Source organism: Escherichia sp. E4736 (genome assembly GCF_005781225.1).
Taxonomy (GTDB): domain Bacteria; phylum Pseudomonadota; class Gammaproteobacteria; order Enterobacterales; family Enterobacteriaceae; genus Escherichia.
On record NZ_VATT01000014.1, the window covers coordinates 335,107 to 355,579 of the forward strand.

The following is a 20,473-nucleotide window of genomic DNA, read 5'->3' on the forward strand; positions in this document are numbered from 1 at the left end:
AAAATGCCTTAAATCTTGTCAAATGAAAAGCCTGAAAAAGATAAAAAAACGAAAAAAACTAATATTTAAGTACTATATTAGTTCCTTAAGGTTAAATTAATATTCTACCCTTAGAATTTTACGCCAAATGGCAAAATACATATAACGCTCCCTATAACAAATATTAGTGAATAGATGGGAAAAGTATTCAATGGCCGAAGGAATAATAATGTCAGATTTTTTGCCCTTTTCACGTCCGGCAATGGGTGTGGAAGAACTCGCTGCGGTTAAAGATGTTCTCGAATCTGGATGGATCACCACAGGTCCGAAGAATCAGGCGCTTGAACAAGCCTTTTGCCAGTTGACGGGAAACCAACATGCCATCGCGGTCAGTTCAGCCACAGCCGGAATGCATATTACGCTGATGGCGCTGGAGATAGGTGCTGGCGATGAAGTGATCACGCCTTCTCTGACCTGGGTATCAACTCTTAATATGATTTCTTTGTTGGGCGCTACGCCGGTAATGGTAGATGTCGATCGCGATATGCTGATGGTCACGCCTGAAGCGATCGAAGCAGCCATTACGCCGCGTACCAAAGCCATCATTCCAGTGCATTATGCCGGTGCGCCAGCAGATATTGACGCTATTCGCGCCATTGGCGAACGTTACGGTATCGCGGTTATTGAAGATGCCGCCCATGCCGTCGGTACGTATTACAAAGGCCGACATATTGGTGCGAAAGGTACTGCTATTTTTTCGTTTCACGCCATCAAAAATATTACCTGTGCAGAAGGCGGCCTGATTGTTACTGATGATGAAAACCTCGCCCGCCAGCTACGGATGCTGAAATTTCATGGTCTGGGCGTCGATGCATATGACAGACAAACCTGGGGCCGCGCGCCACAGGCAGAAGTATTAACGCCGGGCTACAAGTACAATCTGACCGATATTAACGCCGCGATTGCCCTGACACAGTTAGCCAAATTAGAGCAACTCAACACCCGTCGTCGGGAAATTGCCCTGCAATATCAGCAAGCACTGGCAGCTCTCCCGTTCCAGCCTTTAAGCCTTCCCGCATGGCCGCATGTTCACGCCTGGCATCTGTTTATTATTCGTGTCGATGAACAACGTTGTGGTATCAGCCGCGATGCGTTGATGGAAGCGTTAAAAGAAAAAGGCATTGGCACCGGGTTACATTTCCGCGCCGCTCACACGCAAAAATATTATCGCGAGCGTTTTCCCACGCTGTCGTTACCGAATACCGAATGGAACAGCGAACGCATCTGTTCGTTGCCGCTTTTTCCAGATATGACCACCGCCGATGCCGACCGCGTCATCGCGGCCCTTCAGCAACTCGCAGGACAATAAGCCATGTTTGAAATCCACCCTGTTAAGAAAGTCTCGGTGGTTATTCCCGTCTATAACGAGCAGGAAAGCTTACCGGAATTAATCAGGCGCACCACCGCAGCCTGTGAATCGCTGGGGAAAGAGTATGAGATCCTGCTGATTGATGACGGCAGTAGCGATAATTCTGCACAAATGCTCGTCGATGCCTCACAAGCAGAGGGCAGCCACATCGTGTCTATTTTGCTTAATCGTAATTACGGACAGCATTCGGCGATCATGGCAGGTTTCAGCCACGTTACCGGCGACTTAATTATTACCCTCGATGCCGATCTCCAGAATCCGCCAGAGGAGATCCCCCGTCTGGTAGAAAAAGCCGATGAAGGTTACGACGTAGTGGGTACTGTGCGCCAGAATCGCCAAGATACCTGGTTTCGTAAAACGGCATCGAAGATGATTAACCGGCTTATTCAGCGCACTACCGGCAAAGCGATGGGCGACTATGGCTGTATGTTACGCGCCTATCGCCGTCATATTATCGATGCCATGTTGCACTGCCATGAACGCAGCACCTTTATCCCGATTCTGGCGAATATCTTCGCTCGCCGCGCCATTGAAATTCCGGTGCATCATGCCGAGCGTGAGTATGGCGAATCTAAATACAGCTTTATGCGCCTGATTAATTTGATGTACGACCTGGTGACCTGCCTCACGACCACACCGCTACGTATGCTGAGTCTTCTCGGCAGCGTGATTGCGATTGGGGGTTTCAGCATTGCGGTACTGCTGGTGATTTTACGCCTGACCTTCGGACCACAATGGGCCGCGGAAGGCGTCTTTATGCTATTTGCCGTGCTGTTTACTTTTATTGGCGCTCAGTTTATCGGCATGGGATTGCTCGGTGAATATATTGGCAGGATCTACACCGATGTCCGCGCCCGCCCCCGCTATTTTGTTCAGCAAGTTATCCGTCCATCCAGCAAGGAAAATGAATAATGAAAACCGTCGTTTTTGCCTACCACGATATGGGATGCCTCGGTATTGAAGCCCTGCTGGCTGCCGGTTACGAAATTAGCGCCATTTTTACCCATACTGATAATCCTGGCGAAAAAGCTTTTTATGGTTCAGTCGCTCGCCTGGCGGCGGAAAGAGGCATTCCGGTTTACGCGCCGGATAACATTAATCATCCGCTGTGGGTGGAACGCATTGCCCAACTATCACCAGAGGTGATTTTCTCTTTTTATTATCGCCATCTCATTAGCGATGAGATTTTGCAGCTCGCTCCCGCAGGTGCATTTAATCTGCATGGTTCGCTGTTACCAAAATATCGTGGTCGCGCGCCGCTGAACTGGGTGCTGGTGAACGGTGAAACGGAAACGGGCGTTACATTGCACCGAATGGTTAAACGTGCCGATGCCGGGGCCATTGTTGCCCAACTGCGCGTTGCCATTGCGCCAGATGATATCGCCATTACGCTGCATCATAAATTGTGCCATGCCGCGCGTCAGTTGCTGGAACAGACGTTACCCGCCATTAAACACGGTAAGATTCTGGAAATAGCCCAACGCGAGAACGAAGCCACCTGTTTTGGTCGCAGAACACCAGAAGACAGCTTCCTCGAGTGGCACAAACCGGCAGCCGTATTGCATAACATGGTCCGCGCCGTCGCCGATCCGTGGCCGGGTTCCTTCAGCTATGTTGGTAATCAAAAATTTACCGTCTGGTCGTCACGCGTACATCCTCATACATCCGCAGCGCAGCCGGGAAGCGTGATTTCTGTTGCGCCGTTGCTGATTGCCTGTGGCGATGGCGCGCTGGAAATCGTCACCGGACAAGCGGGCGACGGCATTACTATGCAGGGCTCACAATTAGCGCAGACACTGGGCCTGGTGCAAGGTTCACGCTTGAATAGCCAGCCTGCCTGTGCCGCCCGACGCCGTACCCGGGTACTCATCCTCGGGGTGAATGGCTTTATCGGTAACCATTTGACAGAACGCCTGCTGCGCGAAGATCACTATGAAGTTTACGGTCTGGATATTGGCAGCGACGCGATAAGCCGTTTTCTGAATCATCCGCATTTTCATTTTGTTGAAGGCGATATCAGCATTCATTCCGAATGGATTGAGTATCACGTCAAAAAATGTGATGTCGTGTTGCCGCTGGTGGCGATAGCCACGCCGATTGAATATACCCGCAACCCGCTACGCGTATTTGAACTCGATTTTGAAGAGAATCTGCGCATTATCCGTTACTGCGTGAAGTACCGTAAGCGAATCATCTTCCCGTCGACTTCAGAAGTTTATGGGATGTGTAGCGATAAATACTTCGATGAAGACCATTCTAATTTAATCGTCGGCCCGGTGAATAAACCACGCTGGATTTATTCAGTATCAAAACAATTACTTGATCGGGTGATCTGGGCGTATGGCGAAAAAGAGGGGTTGCAGTTCACCCTCTTCCGCCCGTTTAACTGGATGGGGCCACGACTGGATAACCTTAATGCGGCGCGAATTGGTAGCTCACGCGCTATTACGCAACTCATTCTCAATCTGGTGGAAGGTTCACCGATTAAGCTGATTGATGGCGGAAAACAAAAACGCTGCTTTACTGATATTCGCGATGGAATCGAAGCGTTATACCGCATTATCGAAAATGCGGGAAATCGCTGCGACGGCGAAATTATCAACATTGGCAATCCTGATAACGAAGCGAGTATTGAAGAGCTCGGCGAGATGCTGCTGGCGAGCTTCGAAAAACATCCGCTGCGCCATCACTTCCCACCGTTTGCGGGCTTTCGCGTGGTAGAAAGTAGCAGCTACTACGGCAAAGGATATCAGGACGTAGAGCATCGTAAACCGAGCATCCGCAATGCCCGCCGTTGCCTCGGCTGGGAACCGAAAATTGATATGCAGGAAACCATCGATGAGACGCTGGATTTCTTCCTGCGCACTGTCGATCTTACGGATAAGTCATCATGACCAAAGTAGGTTTACGTATTGATGTCGATACTTTTCGTGGCACCCGCGAAGGGGTGCCACGTCTGCTGGAAACCTTAAGTAAGCATAATATTCAGGCCAGCATTTTTTTCAGCGTCGGCCCGGACAATATGGGCCGCCATCTCTGGCGACTGGTGAAGCCACAGTTTTTGTGGAAGATGCTGCGCTCAAACGCGGCATCGCTTTATGGCTGGGATATTTTACTGGCAGGTACGGCATGGCCAGGAAAAGAGATTGGTCATGCCAATGCCGATATCATTCGTGAAGCGGCTAAATACCACGAAGTCGGCCTGCACGCCTGGGATCACCACGCCTGGCAAGCCCATAGCGGCAACTGGGATCGGCAAACAATGGTAGACGATATTGCCCGCGGCCTTCGTACCCTGGAAGAGATTATCGGCCAACCGATAACCTGCTCCGCTGCCGCTGGCTGGCGTGCCGACCAACAGGTGATCGAAGCAAAAGAAGCGTTCCATTTGCGCTACAACAGCGATTGTCGTGGGGCGATGCCGTTTCGTCCCTTGCTCGAATCAGGAAAACCTGGCACTGCACAAATTCCAGTGACATTACCTACCTGGGATGAAGTGATTGGCCGGGATGTGAAAGCGCAAGATTTTAACGGCTGGCTACTCAACCGCATCCTGCGAGATAAAGGGACGCCGGTTTATACCATCCATGCTGAAGTTGAAGGTTGTGCTTATCATCCTGATTTTGTTGATCTCCTGAAGCGTGCCGCCCGTGAAGGCATTACGTTTTGTCCATTAGGCGAGCTGCTGCCGGAGACGTTGCCGCTCGGACATGTTGTGCGTGGAAGAATCGCTGGACGTGAAGGCTGGCTGGGTTGCCAACAAGTTGCGGGAACTCGTCCATGAAATCCATTCGCTATTACGCCGCATTCTTTGCGTTTATTACCGTCTATTATCTCTTGCCGATTAATTATCGCCTGCTCTGGCAACCTGATGAAACACGATATGCGGAAATCAGTCGGGAAATGCTGGCTTCCGGCGACTGGATTGTGCCCCATCTGTTAGGGCTACGTTATTTCGAAAAACCGATTGCCGGATACTGGATTAACAGCATTGGGCAATGGCTATTTGGCGCGAATAACTTTGGTGTTCGGGCAGGCGTTATCTTTGCGACCCTGTTAACCGCCGCGCTGGTGACCTGGTTTACTCTGCGCTTATGGCGCGATAAACGTCTGGCACTACTCGCCGCTGTGATTTATCTCTCGCTGCTTATTGTCTACGCCATCGGCACTTACGCCGTGCTCGATCCGTTTATTGCATTCTGGCTGGTGGCGGGAATGTGTAGCTTCTGGTTGGCAATGGATGCGCAAACGTGGAAAGGCAAAAGCGCGGGATTTTTACTGCTGGGAGTCACCTGCGGTATGGGGGTAATGACCAAAGGTTTTCTCGCCCTCGCCGTGCCGGTATTAAGCGTGCTGCCGTGGGTGGCGACGCAAAAACGCTGGAAAGATTTCTTTATTTACGGCTGGCTGGCAATCATCAGTTGTGTACTGACGGTTCTCCCCTGGGGGTTAGCAATAGCGCAACGGGAGCCTGACTTCTGGCACTATTTTTTCTGGATTGAGCATATTCAACGCTTTGCGATGGATGATGCCCAACATAAAGCCCCGTTCTGGTACTACTTGCCTATCATCATTGCCGGTAGCCTGCCATGGCTGGGATTACTCCCCGGTGCGCTGCGTTCTGGCTGGAAAAACCGCAACCATTCCGCAACCGTCTATCTCTTGAGCTGGACGGTGATGCCACTGCTGTTTTTCTCCGTCGCTAAAGGCAAGCTGCCGACCTATATTCTTTCCTGCTTTGCGCCTCTGGCAATACTGGTGGCGTATTACGCGTTGCAGGCAGCAAAAAATAATCCTCTGGCGTTGCGGATTAATGGCTGGATCAATATCGCATTTGGCGTCACTGGCATTATTGCCACGTTTATCGTTTCGCCCTGGGGCCCCATGGGCACACCCGTCTGGCAGGCTTTCGAAATCTATAAGGTCTTTTGCGCATGGTCGATTTTTTCGCTGTGGGCATTTTTCGGCTGGTATACGTTAACGAACGTGGAAAAAAACTGGCCCTTTGCGGCGCTTTGTCCGTTGGGGCTGGCGTTGCTCGTGGGTATTGCGATCCCCGACAGGGTCATGGAAGGCAAACATCCGCAGTTTTTTGTTGAGATGACGCAAGAGTCACTCCAGCCGAGCCGCTATATTCTTACGGATAGCGTCGGTGTTGCCGCAGGTCTGGCATGGAGTCTGCAACGCGATGACATCATCATGTATCGCCAGACGGGGGAGTTGAAATATGGCCTCAATTATCCGGATGCGAAAGGCAGATTTGTCAGCGGTGATGATTTCGCCAGCTGGCTTACTCAACATCGCCAGGAGGGGATTATTACTCTCGTGCTTTCGGTAGACCGCGATGAGGATATCAACAGCCTTGCCATTCCACCTGCAGATGCTATCGATCATCAGGGGCGTCTGGTGCTCATTCAGTATCGGCCCAAATGATCTGGCTGATTTTAGTCTTTGCCAGCCTGCTTAGCGTAGCCGGGCAGCTCTGCCAGAAACAGGCAACTCGCTTTGTGGCAATAAGTAAACGGCGCAAACATATTGCACTGTGGCTGGCGCTGGCATTGATGTGTCTGGGGCTGGCAATGGTGCTCTGGCTGCTGGTATTACAGAACGTGCCGGTAGGCATTGCCTATCCAATGTTGAGCCTGAATTTTGTCTGGGTGACGCTGGCAGCAGTAAAACTGTGGCACGAACCAGTGTCTTTTCGTCACTGGTGTGGGGTGGCCTTCATTATTGGCGGCATTGTGATTCTCGGGAGTACGGTGTAATGGGCCTGATGTGGGGATTATTCAGCGTCATTATTGCTTCTGCTGCGCAATTAAGCCTCGGTTTTGCGGCGAATCATCTGCCGCCGATGACGCAATTATGGAATTTTATCGCGGCGCTTTTTACTTTTGATTTCGGTGCCCGGATGCTGGTCGTCGGCCTGGTTGGCTATCTGATCTCCGTTTTTTGCTGGTATAAGGCGTTGCATCGGCTGGCACTCAGCAAAGCCTATGCCTTACTGAGTATGAGTTATGTACTGGTATGGATTGCATCAATGGTACTTCCCGGCTGGGAAGGGACCTTCTCGTTGAAGGCTATGCTGGGCGTAGCCTGTATTATGGGTGGATTAACGCTGATTTTTCTACCAGCAGCAAAACAACGCTGCTAACTTTTGCAGCCAGACTGACATTGTCGCCCCCATTCTTCAACACTATAACTGCTCGCCGAAATGACTTTCACCGTGCGCTGTTTTTCCCGGTTGATGCAATAAAGCGCATCCTGTAGCGGAGAAAGCAGGTCACCTGATTTAACGCTAAAGTCAGTTTGCACTTCGGCAATCATTTTTATCGTGCCGCCAGTATCACAAAGCTTTAGTACATGTCTGTTGTCTTGTTTATCGCTGCATGATTTTTTAACCAGCCATTCCATTGCACTATCCTGTCTGATAAGAATTGTCACATTAATTTACAGATTAACAGATAAACTCATTATCAATGGCAATGGAATAGCGGAAATGAGAGATGAAACTAATGATTTCTTAATACTGGCGTTGCACCCACTCTTTTAATGCCTGACGTGAAATCTTAATGCCGCCGTTTTTCAGCTCCGGCGGAAGCGTCAGCCAACGCACCGGTTGTTGAAAACGGGCCAACTTGTCTTTCACCCATTCGCTAAGATCAACGGTTTCGTGGTCATACTCCACCACCGCTACCGGTCGATGACCAAACTCCTTGTCAGTAACGGGGACGATAAACACCTGCAAAACCGCAGGATGCGCGGCAATCACACGTTCGACTTCTTCTGGCTGAATGCCTTCGCCACCACTGAAGAACAGATTGTCTAAACGTCCGACAATGGTCAGCTTGCCATTATGCATCTCACCGCGATCGCGCGTGGCGTACCAGCCTTCATCATTAACCAGCGGCACCAGTTGCCCGTTACGCCAGTAACCTTCTGCCATACTGGCAGCCCGCAGCCACACTTCATCATTAACGATTTTCACTTCCCGCCCCGGCAGCGGCGAACCGACGTCAGCCAGGCCGTCCGCTTCTTTCGCGCAAACCGTGGAAGCGAACTCCGTCAGACCATAGCCGCAAAAGCAACGAATGCCCTGCTCGCGCGCCTGCTCCGTCAACTCAACCGGAATTGCCGCGCCGCCAAGTAACACCGCTTTCAGGGAAACTGAACTGCGGTTAACCAGCAAACGCCAGAGCTGTGTTGGCACCAGTGAAGCGTGAGTACAGCCTGCCAGCATTTGCTCCAATGGCTGTTTATCACGTACCGTCATCCGCGCACCAGCGTATAACCAGCGCCACATAATTCCCTGACCAGAGACGTGAAACAACGGCAAAGAGAGCAACCAGTCATCGTGATCGCCAAACGGAATCAGCGATAACACCCCTTCGGCACTGGCAAGATGGGCCTGATAAGTATGAACTGCGGCTTTCGGCAAGCCAGTGGAGCCAGAGGTTAACGTCATTGAGCACAGGCGCGTCGGCTGCCACGCAGCGGCATGTGCGCCTTCAACCAGCTGAATGTGCAGCGACGTTAACGCCGGAAACGTGTTTTCCCCTTCCGGCACCAGCGCAAATTGCAGAGTGAGATTTGGCAGCAATTCCTCAAGCAACGGTTGCGGCAGTTGTGGATTCACGGGCAGCACCCGCGCCCCGCATTGCAGTAACGCCAGCCAGGCCAGCAGCGTTTGCGGCGTATTCCACGCCCGCAACATTACGCCGCTGCCCTCAACCACACCCTGCGCCGCAAAGCCGGAGGCTAATTCATCGACGCGAGCACAAAGCTTGCGCCAGTTGAGTTGCTCGTCATTAAGACGTAAGGCGATGGCTTCTCCCCGCACCTGCCGCCAGTGACGCCACGGCCAGTCAGAGAAGATCATAACAGCCGCTCCAGTGCATCAACTTCCACTAATGGCAGCGGGCTACCCGGCCAGCGACGAACCTGCTGCGCCTGCATCAGATCCAGCGTATCCAGCCCCGGAATGGTGTCTGGCGTTAACCAGGCAGCAATCCGCGCCAGTTGCGTTAAGCCTAAGCTCGACTCGATGGAAGAACTGATCACCGCCGTCAGCCCCAGCGCGTGCGCCGCCTGCACCTGCTCGCGGACTTTCTCCAGGCTGCCCGTGAGCGTGGGTTTGATCACCACCGCACGCACGCCCTCTTCCGCCACAAAGGCAAAATCCGGCTCGCGCAGGCTTTCATCCCAGGCAATGGCAATGCCGGTTTCACGGGCAAACGCACGCGAATCATCGCGGGTTTTGCACGGCTCTTCGAGAAACGCGATGCGGTGGCGATAGTCCGGGTTAACGTATTTGGCAAACTGCTGGCCTTTCAGCGGCGTCCAGGCGCGGTTCGCGTCAAGACGCAAATGCAGATCCGGAATTGCCTCCAGCAAAAGATTGACCACCATGCCGTCGCGCACGGCTTCGTACAATCCCACTTTGACCTTCGCCACTTTCTCGCCAGGCATATCGGCAAGTTTGAGGATCAGATCGTCCGGATCGCCATTACACAGCGGCGCAGCACGGTAATTGGCCGCCTGCGGGAGCGTATCTGCTAGTTCAGCCAGCGCGCAGCTTACGCCAAAGGCGACGGAAGGCATCTGTGGTAGCTCGCAATCGCCTGCCAGCCAGTTATGTACCCAGGCAAGCAGCACACTTTGCGCCTCTTCCCAGGTTTCCTGACTGAAGCCCGGCAGTGGGGAGATCTCCCCCCACCCTTCGCGCTCGCCCTCACGCAGGCAAACGTATAGCCCGTCGCGGGTTTTTAACCGCCTGTCGCGCAGAACCACCCCCGCGTCCATGGGGATCTGCCAGCGGTATACCTGCGCGCTACGCATTACGGATTCCGTTTAAATTTGCTGAAGTCAGGCTGACGTTTCTGGTTAAAGGCGTTGCGACCTTCCTGACCTTCTTCCGTCATGTAGAACAGCATGGTGGCGTTACCCGCCAGTTCCTGCAGACCCGCCTGACCGTCACAGTCGGCGTTCAGTGCAGCTTTCAGGCAACGCAGCGCCATCGGGCTGTTTTGCAGCATTTCGCGGCACCAGCGGACGGTCTCTTTTTCCAGATCGGCCAGCGGCACCACGGTGTTCACAAGGCCCATATCCAGCGCCTGTTTTGCATCGTACTGACGGCACAGGAACCAGATTTCACGCGCTTTTTTCTGCCCGACGATGCGAGCCATATAGGAAGCTCCCCAGCCGCCGTCGAAGGAACCGACTTTCGGGCCAGTCTGACCGAAGATGGCATTATCTGCCGCGATAGTCAGGTCGCACATCATGTGCAGAACATGACCGCCGCCGATGGAGTAGCCAGCCACCATCGCGACAACCGGTTTCGGACAGGTACGGATCTGACGCTGGAAGTCCAGCACGTTGAGGTGATGTACGCCGGAATCATCTTTATAACCGCCGTAGTCGCCACGTACTTTCTGGTCACCACCGGAGCAGAACGCTTTATCGCCCGCGCCAGTCAAAATGATCACGCCGATGTTGTCGTCATAACGGGCATCCGCCAGCGCCTGGATCATCTCTTTTACCGTCAGAGGACGGAAGGCATTGCGCACCTGCGGACGATTAATGGTGATTTTTGCGATACCGTCGGTGGATTTTTCATAACGAATGTCCTCGAAACCTTCGGAGCAATCGTGCCATTCAACCGGTGCGTAAAGCATTGCTTCATCAGGATAAATCATATTGTGTCCTTTAGTCAGAAACGCAAGATCTGCGCCAGACTTGCGATTACGCCAGCGGGATTTTCCCGATGCGCGTTATGTCCGGCGCGAGGAATGACATGGCAGTCGGCAGCCAGTTCCGCTGCCAGAGCGCGGAATTTGCTGTCACGTTCACCACATAAATAATAAAACGCAAATGTGCGGGCGCTAAGGTTAGCACGTAAATCAGGCTGGACGGCGAGAGAAGTGGCCTCCAGCATCGCGGCAAGGGTTGCGCCGTTATTGTTGCTGCGCAGCGCCACCAGCTCCCGGCGTTGATCGTCATTGAGCGAGGCAAAAACAGGCTGTTGATACCAGTCGGCAAATACCGCCGTTAACGGTTCTGAACAAAAACGCTGCGCCCAGCGATGATCGGAAAGCTGACGTTCCGTGCGTTGTTCAGCACTTTGCAGCCCAGGATGCCCACCTTCGACAATCACGCCACAAAGCCCCGCCATCCCCTGACAAGCCGCCATCATCGCCACCCGTCCACCGAGCGAGTACCCCACCAGCCAGAAGTTAAGGATGTTGTAACTAACCAAAGTTTTACGCAGTAAGTCGGTGACATCATCAAATCCATCGACGCTAATTGCCGCCGAACCACCGTGACCTGGCAGATCAACATACAACCGCGAGTAGTCTGCAAACGCCTCGCCGACTTCCTGCCATTCGAGGCAATCGCCGGAGAAACCATGCAAAAACACCAGCCAGGGTAAACCTGGCTTGCCGTGTTTTGCCTGTGCGTGCAGGATCATAAATGGCTTACCTGCGCCAGCAGTTGCTGGAGGGTTTGCGCGCCGTCGGTGTCGTTAACCACCATCTCAATCACCGTGGTGGTCGGAGTGCGCCAGGCGTCGGCAAGTGCCGTTTCTAGTTCCTGCCAGTTTTGCGGACGATGATATTTCAGCTCAAACATCGCGGCAGCGTGCTCAAAATGGACGTTTTGCGGCATCAGATAGAAACGCTCGCGCTCGCTTTTCGGCGTCGGCAACAGCGAGAAAATTTGTCCGCCGTTGTTGTTCACCACAATTAATACCAGCGGCGCGGAAACCTGACGCAATAGCGCCAGCGCGTTGAGATCGTAAAGAGCAGAGAGATCGCCCACAATCGCCAGCGTCGGTTTACCACTAGCCCTCTGAACGCCTGCGGCGGTAGAAATCAGCCCATCTATTCCGCTGGCCCCACGGTTGCTATATACCGGGTAACCTGCCGGAAGTTGCGAAAGCGCATCAATCAGACGTACCACCAGGCTATTACCGACAAACAGTTGCCCCTGTTCAGGCAAATAGTCGCTGATGCGATGCGCCAGTTGCGCTTCGCCAAACGCATCACGACGGGCAACAACTGCCTGCATTGCCTGTTCAGCCAGACGCGGGATCTCCACGCACCAGGGCTGGCGTTTTTCAGCCGGATGCAGCTCCAGCCAGTCGGCAATATTGGCGACCAGGCGACGTCCACGGTGGTGTGCCGGGTCAAGCTGCCCTTCGATGTTATCAACAATCCAGTACTCTTCTGGCTCACAGCTTGCCTGCCATTGCAGTAACCGTTTGCCGGTCAGGCTGCTCCCCAGTTGCACGACAATCTGCGCCTGTTGCAGTTCGCTGGTCGCTTTGGCATTGCCTAACCAGAGATCGGCACACGGCAGCGGCTGCCCGGTTTGCGACAGCACGTCGCCAATCAGCGGCCAGCCAAGTGTTTGCGCCCACAGGGCAACTTTTTTGCCCTCTTCCGCACTCATGCGCCCGGCAACCACCACGCCGCGCTTTTGCCGCCAGAAGAACCAGTCGCGCTGTTTTTCGCTCTCAAGACGAGGCGCTTCACGCAGCCACGGTTTGTCGCCCTGCCACCAGTCGCCAAGACGTTGTTGCCAGCTAAGTCCGGTATCGTCCATCTCGCCATAAAGCGGTTCGGCAAACGGGCAGTTGATATGGACTCCACCCGCATGCAGCGTGCCTAAAGCGTGGTCGATAGTAGAAACCAGCCAACGGGCGGGAATATCCTGCGTCGGGCGCGGTAGTGAAATGCTATGCGTAGGATGAGAGGCGAACATGCCCGGCTGACGAATTGCCTGATTTGCGCCGCAGTCAATCAATTCCGGAGGACGATCGGCGGTTAACAGGATCAGTTTTTCTCCGGTTAACCCAGCTTCAATCAGTGCCGGATAGAGATTCGCTACCGCCGTGCCGGAAGTCACTATCACCGCCACCGGCTGCTTGCTGACTTTCGCCAGCCCCAGCGCCAAATGCCCCAGCCCACGCTCATCAAAATGAGTGTGATGAATGAAAGCGGAATTTTCCGCCGCCGCCAGAGTTAATGGCGTAGAACGAGAGCCAGGGGCGATGCAGACGTGTCTGACGCCATGACGTGTTAATGCTTCCAGAATGACCGCCGCCCAGCGTCGGTTAAATGCGCTTACTGACATGAGTTTGTCCGGTATCAATATTGCGGCTAAGTATAAGGAGCTACAAAAAGAGATTATTGATATGAATCGGTAATGATGCGACTCATTACTATTCCAATTGTAATAAAGTGCGCAGTCCTGCCGCTTTGTTGTCGATTTCCTGCCACTCCAGTTCGGGGTCTGAGCCTCGGACAATACCCGCTCCGGCATACAATCGCACGACATTGCCACTGATTTTCGCCGAGCGCAGGGAAACGCAGAATTCGCTTTGTTGTAATGAGAGATAGCCCGCAGAACCCGCATACCATTCACGGGTAAACGGTTCGTGCCGGGCGATGAACTGCCGTGCCAAATCGCGCGGTAAACCTGCCACCGCTGCCGTTGGCTGCAACTGATGCAGACAAACCACATCATCTGCCGTATTAAGCGAGGTCCAGATACAGCGACGCAGATGCTGCACTTTACGCAGACGAAGCACCTGCGGCGGTAAAACATCCAGCGCCTGGGTGTCGCTCTGTAATCGCTGGCAGATATCTTCCACCACCAGCATATTCTCGCGCTGGTTTTTATCATCCGCCATCAGCCACTCGCCCAGTTGCTGCGCCTGTTTATCATCAGGATGATTCGCCACCGTTCCCGCCAGTGCTTCAGTACGCAACGCTTTGTCACGCCGCCGCCAAAGCCGCTCAGGAGATGAACCCAGGAACGCGCTTTCGCCATCAAAGGCCATGTAGAAATGGTAGCAGTTCAGGTTCAACCGACGGCTGGCAGCCATCATTGCCGCCGCGTTAACTGAATCGGAGAAATGCAGATCGGTCGCCCGCGCCAACACCACTTTATCCAGTTCACCTTCAGCAATGGTGTCGGTCGCCAGTTTAATTAACCCCGTCCAGGCTGGTTTGTCCGGCCAGTGATTTTCTTGGGTGATGGTTAAATGCAGAGCTGGCAACGGTTTAATGTTTGCCAGAGCAGCAATGTATTCCTTTGCCTGATGTGCGTCTTGCTGAAGGGAGTTTTCGCTGAAAAGGGTCAGTCGAAGGGTCGCTTTGCCTGCACAGCGTCGCCATTCCAACCGCGGGAGGAGTAAATTGCCCTGGGAAGGGTCAAACGCATTCAGCCCCCAGATACGTAAGTCGGTGTGATCCGGGTATTGTCGGAGAAAACGCTGCGCCTGCGCCAGCGACGAAAAGCTGGCTATTGTACCCAGCACGGCAGCCTCTTCATCACCATTGCGTTGTTGCCAGTAAAATTGCGGATACATTTGCTGGCTGGCCAGCCAGCTTAAGGCATCAAAGGCGTCATTTAATGGGAAAGGAACATCAAAAACCCGAATGCCGGGCGTCGCTGGAAACTCTTGCGACAGATGGCGCAATAGATTTTCCAGCGCCGTAGTGAGTGATTGCACGCGGACCTCTCCCTGTTAAAAGCCTCACATTATACGGGGTACTGCAAAAAAAATGCAGTACCCCAGTGTAGGGAGGTTTTAACGGCGTGCCAGCAACAGTCCTAATACCAAACCAACCGCAGCGCCAACGCCAATCCCCTGCCACGGTTTTTCATGAACGTAGTCGTCGGCGCGATAAACCGCTTGCTTCGCCCGATAGTAATAGCTGTCCGAAGCCTGACTGACTCTTTTTTTCACATCATCCAGCGCCTTCTCTGCTCGCGCCTTCAGCTCAACATATTTCTGATCGGCGGGATCGCCAGAGGAGCGCAGCACTTCTTCCAGTGTTTCACTCAGCAACGTCAGGTCGTCATCGATGCGTGTATCACCAAATTGATTAGACATTCTCGTTCTCCATTTGCTTAAAACCTGCCACTAACTATAGACAACGGTTATCAATTACGCCTGAATGACTTCGCGCGCCATCCCAATGTGGGGAATACCATCTTCCTCGTAGATATCCGTTACGGGGATAAAGCCAAAACTGCGGTAAAAGTTTTGTAAGTGCGCCTGCGCTCCCAGATAAATCGCCTTGTCCGGCCAGTGGCGCGTACATGATTCCAGCGCCTTACTCATCAGTTGCTGCCCCACTTTTTCGCCCCGCAACGCTTCGCTGACAATCACGCGACCAATCACCACCGGTTCGAGATCATCATCACTTTTCAGAATCCTCGCATACGCTACCAGTTTCCCGTTTTGCCAGCCGAGAACATGACGATTTTCACCTACCAGATCGTCACCATCGACATCCTGATAAGGACAGTTTTGTTCGACAACGAATACCGCACAACGCAGTTGTAATAAGGCATAAAGCTGAGAAACCGATAATTCAGAGTGATGAAGATCCTGCCAGTCGATCATGATGCGCTCCTTTTGGTTGTATGCCTTATACTAGCCGGATTATTTTTAGAAATGTGATGGTCTTATGGAATTAATTTTCTTAGGTACTTCGGCGGGAGTTCCGACCCGGGCGCGTAATGTCACGGCGATATTGCTCAATCTGCAACATCCGACCCAGGCCGGACTTTGGTTATTTGACTGTGGCGAAGGCACTCAACACCAAATGCTGCACACGGTGTTTAATCCCGGCAAACTGGACAGGATTTTTATTAGCCATCTTCATGGCGATCATCTTTTCGGTCTGCCCGGTTTGCTGTGCAGTCGTTCCATGTCAGGTATTGTGCAACCCTTAACCATTTATGGTCCGAAAGGTATCCGTGAATTTGTTGAGACAGCGTTACGTATTAGTGGCTCGTGGACCGATTATCCACTGGAGATTATTGAAATTAGCGCAGGCGAAATTCTTGATGATGGCTTGCGTAAAGTGACAGCTTATCCGATGGAACATCCGCTGGAATGTTACGGCTATCGGGTAGAAGAACATGATAAGCCTGGTGCGCTGAATGCTCAGGCATTAAAGGCCTCGGGCGTACCGCCTGGCCCATTGTTTCAGGATTTGAAAGCCGGAAAAACTGTCACACTGGAAGACGGTCGGCAGATTAACGGCGCTGATTACTTAGCCGCGCCTACACCAGGAAAAGCGATCGCCATTTTCGGCGATACTGGTCCTTGCGATGCCGCGCTGGCGCTGGCCAAAGGTGTCGACGTAATGGTTCACGAAGCGACTCTGGATTTGGCGATGGAGGCCAAAGCCAACAGTCGCGGCCACAGCTCCACACGCCAGGCGGCGGCACTGGCCCGTGAAGCTGGTGTCGGTAAGCTAATCATTACCCATGTTAGTTCACGCTATGATGATAAAGGCTGTCAGCACTTGTTACACGAGTGCCGGACGATTTTCCCGGCAACTGAACTGGCGAGCGATTTCGCGGTGTTTAGCATTTAAGTCGAAAGCGGTGGTTAGTTGGCAGATTAATTTAATGATACCAACGCACTTATTTGCCATTTTTTCATCTGTTTGCCGGATACGTTTGATGTCGGTATCAGGCAAACAGATTTATCATTTTTAGTTTTGTGAATTATCCAGACCTTCCGCCAGCCCAATCAGACGAATAAATTCCGCTCTGTAGCCTTGTTGATCCGGTCCTTTTGCTTGCCGCGCCCACTGTTCGATCTGCTGCCAGGATGTATTATTCAGGTATTCAGAACCGCGCAATTTTTGCCCATACGCAGAGACTGCTGCGCGAAAACGCATATCTTCTGAAGGTGCGTTTATTGTGGGTGCCAACGGGAATTCAACTAACTGACTTTCTTTTCCCTGCGGGTATTTCCAACGAATCTTTAACCAGGCCAGTTCTTTCGCTTTATCTGATTCCACTGATTTGTTATCCGGGGCATAGCGTAACTTATCAATTGATGCTTTTTGCCCATTCAGCGTTAGCTGCCGGTGTCGACGTCAAGGCTAAACGTCGCCAACGGGTTTTGCGCTACCTGCTTAACCGGATTATCATCGAACTGCTGATAGCGAGCGGTTCCTGGATTTGCGATACGTGTAGCTTTTGCTTTAGCCGCTCTTTCAAATGTTGGCGCTTCCTGTAATCGCCCCTGCAAAGCCTGTTTGTCTGAGGATTGTTGCGCTTCATGCTGGGCTAAGGTTTTTGCTTTAGCGGCTTTAGCGGCGGCTCTTTGCTCCGCCACTTTTGTTGCCGCTTGTTGCGCGGCAAGTACTTGCTGGTCTGTGGGTGTAGTAGATTGTTGTTGCTGACTTTCCTTATCATCAGATTCCGGCCCACATCCTGACAAAATCAAACTACTAATAAGCAACATGATTATATTTTTATTTCGCATATAAAATCCTTTTAAATAAACTCAACCACCAGACATAAAATAGACTCTTTGTATAATCCGGCTAATCTTAATAAAATACGATCTCGAAACCTATAACAAATAATGATTCAACAACGAAACCTATCAACAATTTATATATGAAAAAAATAACCTTTTCCTTTTTTATATTATTCCTGTTTTCACTTCCTCTGATTGTTTTTTACCAACCCTGGGTCAATGCATTACCGCAAACGCCCCAGCACGCAAGTCCCGAGCAATTAGAAAAAACAGTTCGTTATCTTACACAAACTGTGCATCCACGTAGTGCCGACAATATTGATAATCTGAATAGGTCCGCAGAGTATATAAAAGAGGTCTTTGTCAGTAGCGGCGCCAGAGTTACCAAGCAGGATGTCCCTATTACTGGTGGCCCCTACAAAAACATTGTTGCTGATTATGGTCCTACCGATGGACCGCAGATTATTATTGGTGCGCACTATGACTCTGCCAGCAGTTACGAAAACGATCAATTAACCTATACGCCGGGTGCGGATGATAACGCCAGCGGCGTGGCAGGATTACTCGAACTGGCTCGTTTGTTACAGCAGCAAGCGCCGAAAATAGGTGTGCAACTGGTCGCCTATGTGTCGGAAGAACCGCCCTTCTTTCGTAGCAATGAAATGGGGAGCGCGGTACACGCCGCTTCGCTTGAGCGTCCTGTGAAATTAATGATAGCACTGGAGATGATAGGTTATTACGACTCCGCACCAGGGAGTCAGGATTACCCTTACTCTGTCATGTCCTGGCTTTATCCCGACCATGGTGATTTTATTGCTGTCGTCGGCAGAGTGCAGGATATCAGCGCTGTGCGTCAGGTAAAATCTGCGTTGTTATCAGCAAAAGAGTTGCCTGTTTATTCTATTAATGCACCTGGTTTTATTCCCGGTATCGATTTCTCCGACCACCTTAATTATTGGCAACACGATATTCCCGCCGTAATGATTACTGACACCGCTTTTTATCGTAATAAACAATATCACTTACCTGGCGATACCGCAGACAAACTCAATTATCAGAAAATGACTCAGGTGGTGGATGGCGTTATAACCTTGTTGCAAAACAGTAAATAATAAAAATTTCTCGAGGAAGATCCAGAAAAAGCAACATGCGCATTTTATTTTCCCTCGTCTGTTTTAAGATGCGAAAAATTAAATTCAACGGAGGAAAAACAAATGGGAATGATTGGCTATTTTGCAGAAATTGACTCAGAAAGAATTAACCGACTGCTTGAGTCTACTGAAAAACCCTTAATGGACAATATTCATGACACGCTTTCAGGTTTACGGCGACTGGATATTGATAAACGCTGGGATTTTTTACATTTTGGCCTAACGGGTACCTCTGCTTTTGATCCAGCGAAGAATGATCCGCTGAGTCGTGCCGTGCTTGGTGAACACAGCCTCGAAGATGGCATAGATGGTTTCCTGGGATTGACCTGGAATCAGGAGTTAGCCGCGACAATCGACCGCCTGGAAGCTCTGGATCGAAGTGAGCTGCGTAAACAGTTTTCCATTCAGCGACTCAATGAAATGGAGATTTATCCGGGAGTGACCTTTTCAGAAGAGTTAGAGGGGCAACTCTTTGCTTCGATCATGCTTGATATGGAAAAGCTGATTAGCGCGTATCGACGTATGCTGCGACAAGGGAATCATGCGCTGACGGTTATTGTTGGGTGATATAGCTTGATGCCTGGGGGAGAAAGACCTATCAGTTTAGATTTATGCAAAGATCATCTTAAATAAATCTTTAACCAAGACCCGGTTTTGATCCCCTTGTATAAACACTGCTATATGCTTGCTTTATCGCATTCTTAAGTTAAACCCGTTTATTCAGTATATAACAGCGATACCACTAGTGCTGGCAACGATCTGGCCTGTTAGATGAAAACAGTGTTTAACCATTCGTTACCTGAAAATAATCAGGCGAGCAAAAAGCCTGTTCAATTTTGCGATGATTTTTTATAGATCGTGTTGGTTATGGCGACAAGGAAAAGCATCAATGTTATCTTTCACAAATTGCAGTAATACAGAATCAACATCTTTTGCAAGTTGGTCACATTGCATTATCAGCATTTTGAATATTTCATCATTTGTAATTTCATTAAAAGTATTAACTTTCTCTTTTAATTCCCCATATCTGATTCTTGCAGTAACCATTTTTTTGGCAAGTTCTGACAATCCCAACGCTTGCAATTGTTGGTGAATATGATCACTTTCAAAAAAGATCCCACAATCCATTCCTTCCCAACCAACATATTCATGCCATTCATAAACCAGCATAAAAGTTTGTAAAACTGGCTGTAATAATTGGATATCTGCAAAACTAAACCAAAACTTACGCTTGAGATACCACTCATATTCAATCGCCAATGCTATTTTGTTTAAGGCATCTCCGGCATCCTTATTTTTACGCAAAATCAATTCCGTCAGTGTATAGCGTTGTTCATCAATACGCCGAAGAGTTTCTGCAATATCATAGTTTGTAGCCAACAAAACATTCTCTGCTTCCTGATGTGTGACGTCTACTTTTGCAGTCAATATATTGATTTGATCAATATGAAAGAATTTAATGGCCTCATCAACATTACCGCCAGTCCTCTCTAGCAAACGTCTGGCAGACTGGATACCGACAGGTACGTGCTCCCGAAGTTTGCGAATTTCACTTAACCATTCCATGTCAAACCCCTTTAAATATTTATGATGCTATATATAACAACGTCTGGATCA

General features: G+C 51.0%; 20 protein-coding genes and 1 pseudogene. 10 read left to right on the plus strand and 11 right to left on the minus strand.

The features are described 5' to 3' along the window. The first annotated feature begins 208 nt into the window (after positions 1 to 208). The 7 genes from arnB to arnF are packed head-to-tail and all read left to right on the plus strand — an operon-like array spanning position 209 to position 7,559. Positions 209 to 1,348, plus strand: a complete 1,140-nt coding sequence (arnB, locus tag FEK46_RS10765; protein WP_135559352.1) for a UDP-4-amino-4-deoxy-L-arabinose aminotransferase — start codon at positions 209 to 211, stop codon at positions 1,346 to 1,348. Positions 1,349 to 1,351: 3 nt separating this feature from the next. Then, a complete protein-coding gene (gene arnC / locus FEK46_RS10770; RefSeq protein WP_130257477.1) occupies positions 1,352 to 2,320 on the plus strand; it encodes an undecaprenyl-phosphate 4-deoxy-4-formamido-L-arabinose transferase in 969 nt (322 codons plus the stop codon). Next, a complete protein-coding gene (gene arnA / locus FEK46_RS10775; RefSeq protein WP_135559351.1) occupies positions 2,320 to 4,302 on the plus strand; it encodes a bifunctional UDP-4-amino-4-deoxy-L-arabinose formyltransferase/UDP-glucuronic acid oxidase ArnA in 1,983 nt (660 codons plus the stop codon). Before arnC ends, arnA begins: the two co-directional genes overlap by 1 nt. Beyond that, the gene (gene arnD / locus FEK46_RS10780) at positions 4,299 to 5,192 is read left to right on the plus strand and encodes a 4-deoxy-4-formamido-L-arabinose-phosphoundecaprenol deformylase (protein WP_130207178.1); all 894 of its coding nucleotides are present in this window, start codon (positions 4,299 to 4,301) and stop codon (positions 5,190 to 5,192) included. The genes arnA and arnD overlap by 4 nt, the downstream gene beginning before the upstream one ends. Next, positions 5,189 to 6,841, plus strand: coding sequence for a lipid IV(A) 4-amino-4-deoxy-L-arabinosyltransferase (gene arnT / locus FEK46_RS10785; protein WP_135559350.1), 1,653 nt, complete (start codon positions 5,189 to 5,191; stop codon positions 6,839 to 6,841). Before arnD ends, arnT begins: the two co-directional genes overlap by 4 nt. Further along, positions 6,838 to 7,173, plus strand: coding sequence for a 4-amino-4-deoxy-L-arabinose-phosphoundecaprenol flippase subunit ArnE (arnE, locus tag FEK46_RS10790; RefSeq protein ID WP_130207182.1), 336 nt, complete (start codon positions 6,838 to 6,840; stop codon positions 7,171 to 7,173). Before arnT ends, arnE begins: the two co-directional genes overlap by 4 nt. After that, positions 7,173 to 7,559 (plus strand): 4-amino-4-deoxy-L-arabinose-phosphoundecaprenol flippase subunit ArnF, encoded by a 387-nt coding sequence (gene arnF, locus FEK46_RS10795; protein ID WP_130260549.1) that lies wholly within the window; start codon positions 7,173 to 7,175, stop codon positions 7,557 to 7,559. The genes arnE and arnF overlap by 1 nt, the downstream gene beginning before the upstream one ends. Here arnF and pmrD read toward each other — a convergent pair. From pmrD to FEK46_RS10840, 9 genes are all read right to left on the minus strand, one after another. Then, positions 7,556 to 7,819 (minus strand): signal transduction protein PmrD, encoded by a 264-nt coding sequence (gene pmrD / locus FEK46_RS10800; RefSeq protein ID WP_130260550.1) that lies wholly within the window; start codon positions 7,817 to 7,819, stop codon positions 7,556 to 7,558. The two genes, arnF and pmrD, sit on opposite strands and share 4 nt — an antisense overlap. A gap of 109 nt (positions 7,820 to 7,928) precedes the next feature. Next, entirely contained in the window at positions 7,929 to 9,284 is a 1,356-nt protein-coding gene (gene menE, locus FEK46_RS10805) for an o-succinylbenzoate--CoA ligase (protein ID WP_135559349.1), read from the minus strand. After that, entirely contained in the window at positions 9,281 to 10,243 is a 963-nt protein-coding gene (menC, locus tag FEK46_RS10810; protein WP_130207190.1) for an o-succinylbenzoate synthase, read from the minus strand. Before menC ends, menE begins: the two co-directional genes overlap by 4 nt. Continuing rightward, the gene (gene menB, locus FEK46_RS10815) at positions 10,243 to 11,100 is read right to left on the minus strand and encodes a 1,4-dihydroxy-2-naphthoyl-CoA synthase (protein WP_000639996.1); all 858 of its coding nucleotides are present in this window, start codon (positions 11,098 to 11,100) and stop codon (positions 10,243 to 10,245) included. The genes menC and menB overlap by 1 nt, the downstream gene beginning before the upstream one ends. 14 nt (positions 11,101 to 11,114) lie before the next feature. After that, positions 11,115 to 11,873: a 2-succinyl-6-hydroxy-2,4-cyclohexadiene-1-carboxylate synthase gene (gene menH, locus FEK46_RS10820; RefSeq protein WP_135559348.1), complete on the minus strand. Its 759-nt coding sequence runs from the start codon at positions 11,871 to 11,873 to the stop codon at positions 11,115 to 11,117. Then, positions 11,870 to 13,540 carry a 2-succinyl-5-enolpyruvyl-6-hydroxy-3-cyclohexene-1-carboxylic-acid synthase gene (gene menD / locus FEK46_RS10825; protein WP_135491662.1) on the minus strand — a complete coding sequence of 557 codons (1,671 nt, stop codon included), beginning with the start codon at positions 13,538 to 13,540 and terminating at the stop codon, positions 11,870 to 11,872. Before menD ends, menH begins: the two co-directional genes overlap by 4 nt. Positions 13,541 to 13,628: 88 nt before the next feature. Beyond that, a complete protein-coding gene (gene menF / locus FEK46_RS10830) occupies positions 13,629 to 14,924 on the minus strand; it encodes an isochorismate synthase MenF (RefSeq protein WP_135494630.1) in 1,296 nt (431 codons plus the stop codon). Positions 14,925 to 15,002: 78 nt separating this feature from the next. After that, positions 15,003 to 15,308 (minus strand): stress response protein ElaB, encoded by a 306-nt coding sequence (elaB, locus tag FEK46_RS10835; RefSeq protein ID WP_000070621.1) that lies wholly within the window; start codon positions 15,306 to 15,308, stop codon positions 15,003 to 15,005. A gap of 54 nt (positions 15,309 to 15,362) precedes the next feature. Then, the gene (locus tag FEK46_RS10840; protein ID WP_135494633.1) at positions 15,363 to 15,824 is read right to left on the minus strand and encodes a GNAT family N-acetyltransferase; all 462 of its coding nucleotides are present in this window, start codon (positions 15,822 to 15,824) and stop codon (positions 15,363 to 15,365) included. A 64-nt stretch (positions 15,825 to 15,888) separates the two neighbouring features. On the opposite strand from FEK46_RS10840, the gene rbn reads away from it, so the two are divergent. Then, positions 15,889 to 16,806 (plus strand): ribonuclease BN, encoded by a 918-nt coding sequence (gene rbn / locus FEK46_RS10845; RefSeq protein WP_131162034.1) that lies wholly within the window; start codon positions 15,889 to 15,891, stop codon positions 16,804 to 16,806. A gap of 120 nt (positions 16,807 to 16,926) precedes the next feature. Here rbn and FEK46_RS10850 read toward each other — a convergent pair. Then, positions 16,927 to 17,708 (minus strand): annotated as a pseudogene (locus FEK46_RS10850) (von Willebrand factor type A domain-containing protein). A 137-nt stretch (positions 17,709 to 17,845) separates the two neighbouring features. On the opposite strand from FEK46_RS10850, the gene FEK46_RS10855 reads away from it, so the two are divergent. Next, the gene (locus FEK46_RS10855) at positions 17,846 to 18,817 is read left to right on the plus strand and encodes a M28 family metallopeptidase (protein ID WP_135559347.1); all 972 of its coding nucleotides are present in this window, start codon (positions 17,846 to 17,848) and stop codon (positions 18,815 to 18,817) included. Between the two features lie 102 nt (positions 18,818 to 18,919). Further along, positions 18,920 to 19,423, plus strand: coding sequence for a YfbM family protein (locus FEK46_RS10860; protein ID WP_130207202.1), 504 nt, complete (start codon positions 18,920 to 18,922; stop codon positions 19,421 to 19,423). A 282-nt stretch (positions 19,424 to 19,705) separates the two neighbouring features. Here the strand turns inward: FEK46_RS10860 and FEK46_RS10865 are convergent, their stop codons facing one another. Further along, positions 19,706 to 20,422, minus strand: a complete 717-nt coding sequence (locus tag FEK46_RS10865; RefSeq protein WP_135559346.1) for a hypothetical protein — start codon at positions 20,420 to 20,422, stop codon at positions 19,706 to 19,708. Between the last annotated feature and the right edge of the window lie 51 nt (positions 20,423 to 20,473).